The sequence below is a fragment of the Acidovorax sp. GW823-FHT05D11 genome (assembly GCF_058795695.1).
In genome coordinates this window covers 3798755-3811435 of the sequence record NZ_CM179502.1, presented here as the reverse complement: position 1 = coordinate 3811435, position 12681 = coordinate 3798755, and the positions used below count along the sequence as shown (strand labels likewise).

General features: G+C 68.5%; 9 protein-coding genes. 5 read left to right on the top strand and 4 right to left on the bottom strand.

Annotated features, from left to right (window positions below):
* Positions 1 to 22: 22 nt before the first annotated feature.
* Positions 23 to 1240 (bottom strand): MFS transporter, encoded by a 1218-nt coding sequence (locus AC3RCE_RS17530; protein ID WP_218295449.1) that lies wholly within the window; start codon positions 1238 to 1240, stop codon positions 23 to 25.
* Between the two features lie 240 nt (positions 1241 to 1480).
* On the opposite strand from AC3RCE_RS17530, the gene AC3RCE_RS17525 reads away from it, so the two are divergent.
* From AC3RCE_RS17525 to AC3RCE_RS17510, 4 genes are all read left to right on the top strand, one after another.
* On the top strand, positions 1481 to 3466 hold the full coding sequence (locus AC3RCE_RS17525) for a DNA topoisomerase IV subunit B (protein ID WP_492253585.1): 1986 nt from the start codon (positions 1481 to 1483) through the stop codon (positions 3464 to 3466).
* Between the two features lie 90 nt (positions 3467 to 3556).
* Positions 3557 to 4342 carry a lytic transglycosylase domain-containing protein gene (locus AC3RCE_RS17520; RefSeq protein WP_492253584.1) on the top strand — a complete coding sequence of 262 codons (786 nt, stop codon included), beginning with the start codon at positions 3557 to 3559 and terminating at the stop codon, positions 4340 to 4342.
* A complete protein-coding gene (gene parC / locus AC3RCE_RS17515; protein WP_492253583.1) occupies positions 4339 to 6696 on the top strand; it encodes a DNA topoisomerase IV subunit A in 2358 nt (785 codons plus the stop codon). The genes AC3RCE_RS17520 and parC overlap by 4 nt, the downstream gene beginning before the upstream one ends.
* A gap of 117 nt (positions 6697 to 6813) precedes the next feature.
* Positions 6814 to 7917, top strand: coding sequence for a DNA glycosylase AlkZ-like family protein (locus tag AC3RCE_RS17510; RefSeq protein ID WP_492255403.1), 1104 nt, complete (start codon positions 6814 to 6816; stop codon positions 7915 to 7917).
* Positions 7918 to 7946: 29 nt separating this feature from the next.
* Here the strand turns inward: AC3RCE_RS17510 and AC3RCE_RS17505 are convergent, their stop codons facing one another.
* Positions 7947 to 8330: a hypothetical protein gene (locus AC3RCE_RS17505; RefSeq protein WP_492253582.1), complete on the bottom strand. Its 384-nt coding sequence runs from the start codon at positions 8328 to 8330 to the stop codon at positions 7947 to 7949.
* Positions 8331 to 8748: 418 nt separating this feature from the next.
* Between AC3RCE_RS17505 and AC3RCE_RS17500 the strand changes: the two genes are divergently transcribed.
* The gene (locus tag AC3RCE_RS17500) at positions 8749 to 10527 is read left to right on the top strand and encodes a methyl-accepting chemotaxis protein (RefSeq protein ID WP_492253581.1); all 1779 of its coding nucleotides are present in this window, start codon (positions 8749 to 8751) and stop codon (positions 10525 to 10527) included.
* A gap of 121 nt (positions 10528 to 10648) precedes the next feature.
* Here AC3RCE_RS17500 and AC3RCE_RS17495 read toward each other — a convergent pair whose 3' ends face one another.
* Positions 10649 to 11530 carry a LysR family transcriptional regulator gene (locus tag AC3RCE_RS17495; RefSeq protein ID WP_218295443.1) on the bottom strand — a complete coding sequence of 294 codons (882 nt, stop codon included), beginning with the start codon at positions 11528 to 11530 and terminating at the stop codon, positions 10649 to 10651.
* Positions 11531 to 11551: 21 nt separating this feature from the next.
* Positions 11552 to 12637 carry an ABC transporter ATP-binding protein gene (locus tag AC3RCE_RS17490; RefSeq protein WP_218295442.1) on the bottom strand — a complete coding sequence of 362 codons (1086 nt, stop codon included), beginning with the start codon at positions 12635 to 12637 and terminating at the stop codon, positions 11552 to 11554.
* Positions 12638 to 12681 lie beyond the last annotated feature (44 nt).

The window sequence follows — 12681 nt, the reverse complement described above, 5'->3', positions numbered from 1 at the left end:
TGTTCGGATGCAAGGGCCGTGTTCAGGCGGGCTGGGCGGCGCCGCGCGGGATGGGGCTTTCCCGGACCGGCAGGTTCACCAGCCCGGCAAACACCCCCAGCGCGATGGCGATGTACCAGACGATATCGTAGCTGCCCGTGGCGTCATACAGATAGCCGCCCAGCCACACGCCCAGGAAGCTGCCGATCTGGTGGCTGAAGAACACGAAGCCGCCCAGCATCGACAGGTGCTGCACGCCAAAGATCTGCGCGATGGTGGCGTTGGTGGGCGGGATGGTGGACAGCCACAGCGTGCCCATCACGGCCGAGAACACATACACCGACAGCGGCGACAGCGGCACGAGCAGGAACACGGTGATCACCGCCGCGCGGGCAAAGTAGATGAAGGCCAGGATGAACCGCTTGGGCATGCGCTGGCCGAGGGTGCCGGCCACGTAGGTGCCCAGCACGTTGAACAGGCCGATCAGCGCCAGCGCGTAGCTGGCCACCTGGGGCGACAGGCCGTGGTCCTTCAGGTAGCTGGGCATGTGCACCCCGATGAACACCACCTGGAAGCCGCACACGAAATAACCGGCCATCAGCAGGTTGAAGCTCGGGTAGCGGAACGCCTCGCCCAGCGCCTGCACGATGGTCTGCTCGCGCTTGGGCGGCGCGGCGCCCTTGAAGCCCGGCTCCCGCAGGCCAAAGGCCAGCGGCACGATGAGCAGCACGGCCATCGACAAGGCCAGCAGCGCCTGCTGCCAACCCAGTCCGGCGATCAGCCAGCCCTCCACGGGCACCATGAGGAACTGGCCGAACGAACCTGCGGCCGCCGCCACGCCCATGGCCCAGGATCTGCGCTCCGGCGCGATCTGGCGGCCCAGCACACCGTAGATCACGGCGTAGGTGGTGCCCGCCTGCGCGGCGCCGATCAGTACGCCGGCCGTCAACGCAAACAGGGTGGTCGTGGGCGACAGCGCCATGCCCGCCAAACCCAGGCCATAGAGCACCGCGCCGCCGATGAGCACGCGGAACGCTCCGAACCGGTCTGCCGCCATGCCCGCAAAGATGCCGATCAGGCCCCAGGACAGGTTCTGGATGGCGATGGCCAGCGCGAACGACTGGCGGGTCCAGCCCATCTCCTGCGTGATGGGCAGGAGCCAGAGCCCGAACCCATGGCGGATGCCCATGGACAGGGTCACGATGGCCGCGCCGCACGCGAGCACCTGGAACATGGACAGTTTGGGAGGATTCATATGCATGCGCAGGAATGTAGCGAGATTGGGCGAAACGCGCTGATACACCGGGGACCAATACAGTTGGCAGCGGGGTTGCCGCCGGGCCTGCTGCGCGGGACCGTCCTTTGTGTTGCAACCCGCCCCCAGCCACTCTGTCTGCGGCCGCCGCCCCCGGGCCTGGGGGGCCCGGAGCACGCTGCCAGTGTTGTCATGACTGTTTTTTCATCCAGCTATTGCGCTGCTGCCGCACTACAATCCGCCGCTATGTCTGCCAAACCGTCTTCCGTGTCCACCAGTAGTGACTATTCCGAAGGGTCGATCCGCGTGCTCAAGGGCCTGGAGCCCGTCAAGCAGCGCCCGGGCATGTACACCCGCACCGACAACCCCCTGCACATCATCCAGGAGGTGCTGGACAACGCCGCCGACGAGGCGCTGGCCGGCCATGGCAAGAAGATCAAGGTCACGCTGCACGCCGACGGCTCGGTGAGCATCGAGGACGACGGGCGCGGCATCCCCTTCGGCATGCACCCCGAGGAAAACGCGCCGGTGATCGAGCTGGTCTTCACCCGCCTGCACGCGGGCGGCAAGTTCGACAAGGGCAAGGGCGGTGCCTACAGCTTCTCGGGCGGCCTGCACGGCGTGGGCGTGAGCGTGACCAACGCGCTGGCCACCCGTCTGGAAGTGAGCAGCCACCGCGAAGGCAAGGTCGCCCGGCTGGTGTTTTCGGCCGGCGACGTGGTCGAGCCCCTGGTGACCCGCGCGCTGGAAGCCGGCGAGCGCAAGCAGGGCACGACCGTGCGCGCCTGGCCTGATGCCAAGTATTTCGAGTCGAGCGCGCTGCCCATGGGCGAGCTCACCCACCTGTTGCGCAGCAAGGCGGTGCTGATGCCCGGCGTGTCGGTGACCCTGGTCAACGAGAAGACGCGCGACACCCAGACCTGGCAGTACAAGGGCGGCCTGCGCGACTACCTGATGCAGACGCTCAGTGGCGACCCGGTGATCCCGCTCTTCGAGGGCGAGGGCTTTGCCGACCGCAACAACGAGAGTTTTGCCGAGGGCGAGGGCGCCTCCTGGTGCGTGGCCTTCACCGAAGACGGCCAGCCCATGCGCGAGAGCTACGTCAACCTGATTCCCACCAGCGCCGGCGGCACGCACGAAAGCGGCCTGCGCGACGGCCTGTTCAACGCCGTCAAGAGCTTCATCGAGCTGCACAGCCTGCTGCCCAAGGGCGTCAAGCTGCTGCCCGAAGACGTGTTCGCCCGTGCCAGCTACGTGCTCTCGGCCAAGGTGCTCGATCCTCAGTTCCAGGGCCAGATCAAGGAGCGGCTGAACTCGCGCGACGCGGTGCGCCTGGTCAGCGGCTTCGTGCGCCCGGCGCTGGAGCTCTGGCTCAACCAGCACGTGGACTACGGCAAGAAGCTGGCAGAACTCGCCATCAAGGCCGCGCAGACGCGCCAGAAGGCCGGCCAGAAGGTCGAAAAGCGCAAGGGCTCGGGCGTGGCCGTGCTGCCCGGCAAGCTCACCGACTGCGAAAGCCGCGACATCGCACACAACGAAGTCTTCCTGGTCGAGGGCGACTCCGCCGGCGGCAGCGCCAAGATGGGCCGCGACAAGGAAAGCCAGGCCATCCTGCCGCTGCGCGGCAAGGTGCTCAACACCTGGGAGGTGGAGCGCGACCGCCTGTTCGCCAACAACGAGATCCACGACATCTCGGTGGCCATCGGCGTGGACCCGCACGGCCCGAACGACACGCCCGACCTCACGGGCCTGCGCTATGGCAAGGTCTGCATCCTGTCGGACGCCGATGTGGACGGCTCGCACATCCAGGTGCTGCTGCTCACGCTGTTCTTCCGCCACTTCCCCAAGCTCATCGAGACCGGCCACATCTACGTGGCGCGCCCCCCGCTGTTCCGCGTGGACGTGCCCGCCCGCGGCAAGAAGCCCGCCGCCAAGATGTATGCGCTGGACGACGGCGAGCTCACCGCCATCCTCGACAAGTGCGCCAAGGACGGCGTGGCCCGCGAGAAGTGCCAGATCAGCCGCTTCAAGGGCCTGGGCGAGATGAACGCCGAGCAGCTGTGGGAAACCACGCTCAACCCCGACACCCGCCGCCTGCTGCCGGTGCAGCTGGGCGACATGGACTTCGCCGCCACCGAAGGCCTGATCACCAAGCTCATGGGCAAGGGCGAGGCGGCCTCGCGGCGCGAGCTGATGGAACTGCACGGCGATGCGGTCGAGATCGACATCTGACCGGACCCGCCACCCACGGTGTCTGTGATGAAGAATCCACACAAAAACAGGCTCTTGCGCTTGTATTTATTGGGCTTGCTGCTATGTTTTATGCAGCAATCGGCCCAGGCGGACCTGTGGGCGCACGTGGACGAGCGGGGCGTGACGCATTTCGCCGCCGAGCAGGTGGACACGCGCTACCAGCTGTTTTTTCGTGGCAATGATTTCGACTCGACCCGCGACGCCCCGGCCAACGCACCGCCCATGCCCTACGCGCTGCCTGCGGCCGGTGCGCGCTTGCTGGCCTTTTTTGACATCGCGCCCGACTACAAGCGCGTCAAGCACCACCTGCGCGCCGCCGCCAGCAAGCACGGCGTGGACTACGAATTGCTGCAGGCCGTGATCGCCACGGAATCCGGCTTCGACGCCACGGCCGTGTCGCCCAGGGGCGCCGTCGGGCTCATGCAGGTGATGCCCGCCACGGCCAGCCGTTTTGGCGTGAGCGCGGATGCCAGGCGCTCGGTGGAGCAGAAGCTGGCCGACCCGGCCGTGAACGTGCCCACCGGCACGCGCTACCTGCGCCACCTGCTGGACCTGTTCCCCGGCCGCATGGACCTGGCCGTGGCCGCCTACAACGCCGGTGAAGGCGCGGTGCAAAAGGCGGGCAACCAGATTCCGGCCTTCAAGGAAACGCAGAACTATGTGCGCACCGTGCTGGGCCTGTACGCCCAGCTCAAGCCGCCAGCGCCGGTGCTGGCGCAGCGCGCCGTGCCCGGCCGCGTGCGCATGGAGCTTTCGGGGGGCGCGCAGAACCGGGGCAACCTGCCGCCCACCCGCGTGGCGCAGACGCAAAGCGCCCCCCAGAACGTGAACCCAGAAACTGTACCCAACGAATGAGCGACCAACCCACTCTCGATTTCACCACCGCCGGCGATGACGGAGGCGACTCCCTGGGCCTGGCGGGCTATGCCCAGCGCGCCTATCTGGAATACGCGCTGTCGGTCGTCAAGGGCCGTGCGCTGCCCGACGTGTGCGACGGCCTCAAGCCCGTGCAGCGGCGCATTCTGTATTCGATGGACCGCATGGGCCTGGGCTACAGCGGCCCCACGCGCAACACGGCGGCCAAGCCGGTCAAGAGCGCCCGCGTGGTGGGCGACGTGCTGGGCCGCTTCCATCCGCACGGCGACCAGTCGGCCTACGACGCCCTGGTGCGCATGGCGCAGGACTTCGCCCAGCGCTATCCGCTGATCGACGGCCAGGGCAACTTCGGCAGCCGCGACGGCGATGGCGCCGCGGCCATGCGCTACACCGAGGCGCGCCTGTCGCGCATCACCAGCCTGCTGCTCGACGAGATCGACGAGGGCACGGTCGATTTCATGCCCAACTACGACGGCAGCACGGAGGAGCCGCGCCAGCTGCCCGCGCGGTTGCCGTTCGCGCTGCTCAACGGCGCCAGCGGCATCGCCGTGGGCCTGGCCACCGAGATCCCGAGCCACAACCTGCGCGAGATCGCCGATGCCTGCATTGCGCTCATCAAGACACCTTCGCTCAGCGCCGAAGACCTGCTGGCCCTGGTGCCCGGGCCCGACTACCCGGGCGGGGGGCAGATCATCAGCGCTGCGTCCGACATCGCCGACGCCTACCGCACCGGGCGCGGCAGCCTCAAGGTGCGCGCGCGCTGGAAGATCGAGGAACTCGCGCGCGGCCAGTGGCAGCTCGTCGTCAACGAGCTGCCCCCGGGCGTGAGCTCGCAGAAGGTGCTCGAGGAGATCGAGGAAATCACCAACCCCAAGGTCAAGGCCGGCAAGAAGGCGCTGAGCCAGGACCAGACCCAGCTCAAGGCCAGCATGCTGGCCGTGCTGGACGTGGTGCGCGACGAGTCGAGCAAGGACGCGCCGGTGCGCCTGGTGTTCGAGCCCAAGACCGGCAAGACGCCGCAGCAGGAGCTGGTCACCGCGCTCCTGGCCCACACCAGCCTGGAGACCTCGGCGCCGATCAACCTGACCATGGTGGGCCTGGACGGCCGGCCGGTGCAGAAGTCGCTGCGCCTGATGCTGGAGGAGTGGATCTCCTTCCGCCAGGGCACCATCACCCGCCGCTCGCAGCACCGCCTGGGCAAGGTGCTGGACCGCATCCACATCCTCGAGGGGCGGCAGACCGTGCTGCTCAACATCGACGAGGTGATCGCCATCATCCGTGCGGCCGAGGATCCCAAGGCCGCGCTGATCGCGCGCTTCAGCCTCAGCGATCGCCAGGCCGAGGACATCCTTGAAATCCGCCTGCGCCAGCTCGCGCGGCTCGAAGCCATCAAGATCGAGCAGGAGCTCAAGGAACTGCGCGAGAGCCAGGGCAAGCTCGAGGACATCCTGAACAACCCGGGTTCGCTGCGCCGCCTGATGGTCCGGGAGATCGAAGCCGACGCCAAGACCTTCGCCGACCCGCGCCGCACGCTGATCCAGGCCGAGAAGAAGGCCGTGGCCGAGGTCAAGGTGGTGGACGAGCCCGTGACCGTGGTGGTCTCGCAAAAAGGCTGGGTGCGTGCGCGCACCGGCCATGGCCACGAGGCGGCGAGCTTTGCCTTCAAGGCCGGCGACGGCCTGTACCGCACCTTCGAGTGCCGCACGGTGGATACCCTGCTGGCCTTCGGCAGCAATGGCCGGGTGTACTCGGTGCCGGTGTCGGTGCTGCCCGGCGCGCGCGGCGACGGCCAGCCCGTGACCACGCTGATCGAGCTCGAGTCGGGCACGCAGCTCCTGCACTACTTCGCCGGGCCGGCCAGTGCCAGCCTGCTGCTGTCCAACTCGGGCGGCTATGGCTTCCTGGCCTCGGTGGAGAACATGGTCTCGCGCCAGAAGGGCGGCAAGGCCTTCCTCACGCTGGGCGAGGGCGAGACCGTGTGCCCCCCTTCGCATGCGGCGGGCAGCACCGGCGGCCAGCCGCTCGCGCCGGCCACGCACGTGGCCTGCGCCTCGGCGGGCGGGCGCATCCTGACCTTCGAGATCACCGAGCTCAAGACCATGGCCAATGGCGGCCGTGGCCTGATGCTGATCGACCTGGAGGCCAAGGACACGCTGGCCGGTGCCGCGGCCTACACGCGCAGCATCCGCATCGAGGGCATCGGCCGGGGTGGCAAGGAGCGCGAGGAGACCCTGGAGATCCGCTCGCTCAACAACGCCCGGGCCGCGCGCGGGCGCAAGGGCAAGGCGGCCGACCTGGGCTTCAAGCCTGCGGCCGTGGCGCGCGTGGAGTAACAGCGTGTTCAATGCCTTCTGGGAGGTTGCATTGGAGTGCAATCGCCCGATTTCACTCCAACCCTTGGGTCAAGGTACTTGTGCGACTCCAAAAAGACGTTGAACACGCTCCAAGCGATGGCGCGCTCACCCACGCTGGATGAGCTGCGCCGCTACGCGATTGCACGCAGCCTGTTCAAGCCACTGACGCTGCCCGGCGCGATCCGCAAGCTTGGTTTTGTGCAGGCCGACCCGATGCGGGCGCCCGCGCGGGCGCAGGACCTGATCCTGCGCATGCGGGTGCGCGGCTACCGCGCCGGTGACCTGGAGCGCCACTACGAACGGCTGGGCATCGAGGAAGACGCCTTCGTCAACTACGGCTTCGTGTCGCGCGACATGCTGGCGCTGCTGCACCCGCGCACGCCGCGCCGGCCCTGGGATGCGGCCACCACCGGGCGCGCGCGCGAGGTGCTGGCCTTCGTGCAGGAGCGGGGCGTGGTGCACCCGCGCGGGGTCAGCGAGGCGTTTGCGCACCATGGCCGCGTGGCGGGCTATTGGGGCGGAGAGCTCAACGCGAGCACCCGCCTGCTGGATGCCATGCACCACCACGGCTGGCTGCGGGTATGCCGCCGCGAATCGGGCACCCGGGTGTATGCGCCGGTGGAGCACCCCGGGCAGGATGCCAGCCCCGCCGCCCGCATGGCGCGTGCCGAAGCCCTGGTTGACCGCATCGTGGCCCTGTATGCGCCGCTGCCCGCGCCCAGCCTGGGCTACCTCGTCACTTTGCTGCGGTACGGCGCCCCACAACTGGCGGCCGAAGCGCGCGCGGTGGCCAAGGCCGCGCAGTCGCGCTACGGCCATGCGGTGGTCGACGGCACGGCGTGGTTCTGGCCCGCGCAGGAGAACCCGGCATCGCGCCGCCACCAGCCGGACGCGGGCGTGCGGCTGCTGGCACCGTTTGATCCCGTGGTCTGGGACCGCCGCCGCTTCGAGATGCTGTGGGGCTGGGCGTACCGGTTCGAGGCGTATGTGCCCGCCTCCAGGCGCACCATGGGCCACTATGCGTTGCCCGTGCTGTGGGGCGAACAGATGGTGGGCTGGGCCAACCTGCGCATGGAGCGCGGGCAACTGCGGCACGCGCTGGGTTTTGTGGCGGGCCGCCCGCCCCGCGGCGCGGTTTTTCGGCGCGCGCTGGACGAAGAGCTGGCGCGTTTCGAAACCTTCCTGGGCGCCGGGGCCTGACGGCCTGCGGCAGTGCCTGGATCAGCGCTTCAGCATTTGCCCGCGGCTTTGCTGAGCGCGTTGCAGGAGGCCGGGGCGGCTGCAGGTGCCGCCGCCTTGCCCGCCATCGGCGTGCAGATGGCATCCGAATTCGGCGTCTGTCCGAACGACATGGCTTTCTGGAACCCCGTGGCGGAGTACATGTAGCACTGGTAGGTGGCGCCGTCGGTGGTCTTGGCGGTGTAGTTGATGCGTCCGCCGGTTTCTTCGCTCTTGTGGGTGACGGTGAAGGCGCCCACCTGGCGGCCTATGGCCGCCGAGGTGCGCTGTTCCAGGCCCTCCTGACTGATGGTGGCGGCGCATCCGGACAGGCCCAGTGCGATCAGGAAGGGGGCGCCGAGGTGCGCGCAGCGGAACGTGCGGGAGGTTGTCATGTGATGGTGGCCTTGGGAGATGGATTCGGGCCAGTTTGACGGCTGCGCCGCCGCGCGTGAACCCGACCACGGTAGGGTTGCCATGCCGGTCCGTGAAAGACCGGTGTTGATCCTGCCGCCGGCTTGGCGGCAAAGCGGCCCGTGCGTGCAGCCCCAGTGCGTGGGCCTCGCCCATTGCCAGCTATCTCGCAGATAGCCCGATTCGCCGCCCTGGAAGGGCCTGATGGCTGGGCCAGGTGGCACCCGGGCGCCCCTGCTGCCCTGAGCCCTTGCACAGCGTGGTTCGGGGCTGCAATGCGGGGTCTTGCCGTGCAGCGCGGGCCCTGGGGATGACCCTCATGCATCAGGCCCGGGTTTGTGCAATGGTGTAACAGCGTGCAAATATCTGCGCGCCAACACAAGGCTGCAGGAGAACACCATGCCCAAGCGATTCCGGATGGCCCATAAACTCTGGATGGCGGTCTTGCTGATCGTGGTGCTGCTGGCGGCGGTGGTGGGGTTTTCCGGCTATCGCTCGGCCAAGGTGCAGGCCGAGGCGGACATGATGACCAAGGACCTGGAGGCGCGTGTGCAGGCGGCGCTGCGCTGGTCCGGCCTCACCGAGACCAATGCGGCGCGCACGCAGGCGCTGATCGTGAGCAGCGACACCGCCGTCGAGGCCGAGTTCAAGGACCTGATCGCGGCGACTTCCGCGCAGATCAGCGAGGTGCAGAAATCGCTCGAATCCATGGCGCTGTCCGAAGCCGACAAGGCGCAGATGGCCAAGATCGCCGCCGCCCGCAAGACGATGACGGACCTGCGCGGCCAGGCCCGCAAGCTCAAGGGCGATGGCCAGCAGGACCAGGCGGTGGTGCTGGTCAAGCAGTCGTACAACCCGGCCGTGGCCGCCTACCTGCAGACACTGCGGGACTTCGTGCAGCAGCAGCAACAGACCGCCGAGGTCCGGCAGCGGGAGATGGCCGCGTCGCGCATGCTCACCGTGAAGATCGCCGCCGTGGCCGTGGGCCTGCTGCTGCTGGCCATCGTGGTGGGCGCCTACTACCTGATCGGCAGCATCCAGCGGCCGCTGGAGCAGGCCAGCGGGCTGGCCGAGCGCATCGCGGGTGGCGATCTGAGCATGCAGGAATCCGTGACCCGGGGCGATGAGTTCGGTGACCTGCTGCGCTCGCTTTACACCATGAGCAGCGCCCTGGGCCGGATGGTGCACCAGGTGCGCCAGAGCACCGACAGCATCGCCATCGCCAGCGCCGAGATCGCCACCGGCAACCATGACCTGTCGTCCCGCACGGAGCAGACCTCCAGCAACCTGCAGCAAACAGCCGCGGCCATGGAGCAGTTCACGAGCACCATCCAGCAAAGCGCGGGCAGCGCGCAGCAGGCCAGTAGCCTCGCGGCGGGCGCCACGGGCGTGGCGCGCCGTGGCGGCGAGGTCGTGACCCAGGTGGTGGTCACCATGCAGGACATCAACCACAGCAGCAAGAAGATCGCCGACATCATCGGCGTGATCGACGGCATCGCGTTCCAGACCAACATCCTGGCGCTGAACGCGGCGGTGGAGGCGGCGCGCGCGGGCGAGCAGGGGCGTGGCTTCGCCGTGGTGGCCAGCGAGGTGCGCAGCCTGGCGCAGCGCAGTGCCGAGGCCGCCAAGGAAATCAAGCAGCTCATCAGCGCATCGGTGGAAAAAGTGGAGGCGGGCTCGCGGCTGGTGACCGATGCCGGCACCACCATGACCGACATCGTGCAGTCGGTGCAGCGCGTGACGGACATGATTGGCGAGATCACCGCCGCCTCCTCGGAGCAGAGCGCCGGGGTCTCGCAGGTCAACCAGGCGATTGGCAACCTGGACCAGATGACCCAGCAGAACGCGGCGCTGGTGGAGGAGAGCGCCGCCGCCGCGCAGAGCCTGCGGGAGCAGGCGGACCAGCTGGCGCAGGTGGTGTCGATGTTCAAGGTGAATGCCGCCAGCCATGGACCGGCGCAGGCGGCCATTGGCGCCGCCCGTGCCGCGGCCGCCCAGCGGGCGCCCCTGCCCGCGGCTTCCGCCACGGCACCGCGGCCTCCCTCCGCAGCCCCGGCGGCCAAAGCGGCCCACCGGCCGGCGGCGGCCAAGGCGCAGGCGGCGCCTGCCGTGTCCGGGCCTTCCAGCCGCAAGCCGGCGGTGGCCCAAGGGTCTGAAGAGGAGTGGGAGTCCTTCTGACCCCTGCTGCCTGTGTGCGGTGATTGGGCCGCCGCGGGGCATGCCGCGCGGCCGGGCCACTCGATCTGGCCGTCCAGCATTGCGGGCACCGGCAGCGCGGCGTTCCCCCCCCGCCTATTGCCTATTGATTCCAGACCCCGCGGATCATCGACGTCAGCGCCACCGTGAGCGGATCGCTGGCCCCTTCCGCCGAGGTGACGAGATAGAGTTTTGCATCAAGCTGCGCAGGCCCCCAGATCATCCAGTCCTGGCGCTCGCTGCCCCGGACTGCGACCTCTTCGCGCAGCAGCGCGCACCCGCTGCCAGCGCGCACATAGGCGTCCAGCCCGCTGGTTTCCTCTGCCTGCATGACAATGCGCGGCGCCAGGCCCTGGCGCTCGAACAGTGCCCGCATCAACTGGTGGATGTGGGAGTCGGCCAGGCCGTCGACCCAGGGCAGTTCGGCCAGCGTGCGCCACCCGCCCCGCTGCACGGACTCGCTCATCCGCACAGGCACCGCCACCCGGTAGGTCACCGAACGCAAGGCGACCCATTGCAGGTCGCGCGGCGGATTGGCGTCGATGAAGTAGCCCGCGGAAAGTGTGCCGGCGCGGATGAGGTCCAGCAATTGCAGCGATGAGTAGCTGCGCGTGCGCAGCTCCACCAGGGGCAGTGCCTGGTGCACGCTGGCGGCCATCTCGCCCAGCCGCAGGAAGTCGGCAGGCTCGCTGGGCAGGCCGAAGTCAATGCGTCCCGTCAGCTCGCCGCGCAGCTGCCGGGCCACCGAACTCAGTTCGCTGCCCGCGGCCAGCAACGCCTCTGCCTTGGGCAGCAGCAGTTCACCGGTGCGCGTGAGCGTGAGCCGGCCGGCGCTGCGGTCGAACAGGGTCACGCCCAGGCTCTGCTCCAGGCTCTTGAGTTGTCCGGTGACCGCCGGCTGGGTGACGTGCAGTGCTTCGGCCGCCTTGGTGACGTTGCCGATGCGCGCGACGGTGACAAAGGCCCGGACTTGATAGAGTTCCATCGCTCACACGCTGCGCACGGCTCATCTGCTGTACAGGCGGACCAGGGAGGGATCGATGCCGACCGACACCGCACCGCCGGCCGGAAATTTCGACAGGCCTGCGTGGTGTGGCTGGTCGATGACCACGGCATGCGGGCCGACCTGCACCTGGTAGCGCGCAAATGCACCGTGGAACTCGACCGTCTCGACCATGCCTGGCAGCCACACGAAGCGCGCGTCGAGCCGCGCGTCCGCCACGTCGAGCCGGATGGTCTGCGGCCGGATGGCCACGATGACGCGGCGGCCATCCTCGGGCACCGCATCGGAGCTGATCACGATCTCGCCCCAGCCCGGGACGTCAAGGGAAACGGCGTTTCCGCGGCTGCAGCGGACGGTTCCCTCCAGCATGTTCATGGTGCCGACAAAGCCGGCGACGAACGGGGTGGCGGGGTAGTCGTAGAGCGCGATCGGGGTGCCGATCTGCTGCACACGCCCGTTGTTCAGGACGGCAATCCGGTCGGCGCTGGTCATTGCTTCTTCCTGGTCGTGTGTCACAAAAATCGTGGTGATGCCCAGCCGCCGCTGCAGCTTGAGCAGTTCCTGGCGCATCTGCACGCGCAGTGAACGGTCGAGGTTGGACAGGGGCTCGTCGAGCAGCAGCACCTGGGGCTGGGTTACCAGCGTGCGCGCCAGCGCGACCCGCTGCTGCTGGCCGCCCGACAGCTGGCTCGGGTTGCGGTGGGCGAAGGCACCCAGTTCCACCTGGTCGAGCACCTCCGACACGCGCTGCTCGATCACCTTGCCGGGAAGCCTTCGCTCCACCAGCCCGAAGGCGACGTTCTCCCGCACGTTCAAGTGGGGCCACAAGGCGTAGTTCTGGAACACCACGCCCACGCGCCGCTCCCATGCGGGCTCGGTGGTGAGTTCCCGCCCGTCGATGACAAGCCGCCCGGCCTGGTGCTGGAGAAAGCCCGCGATGACGCGCAGCAGGGTGGACTTGCCGGAGCCGGAGGGCCCCAGCAGCGCGAAGAACTCGCCCGGCTCGATCTCCAGCGTCACGCCGTCCAGCACCACGACGCTGCCGTAGGAGAGCTGCAGTTGCTCACATCTGACACTGACCCTGTTCATGCGCGCTGCTGTTCCTGATGTCTGGCGGTTGCACAAGCCATTGC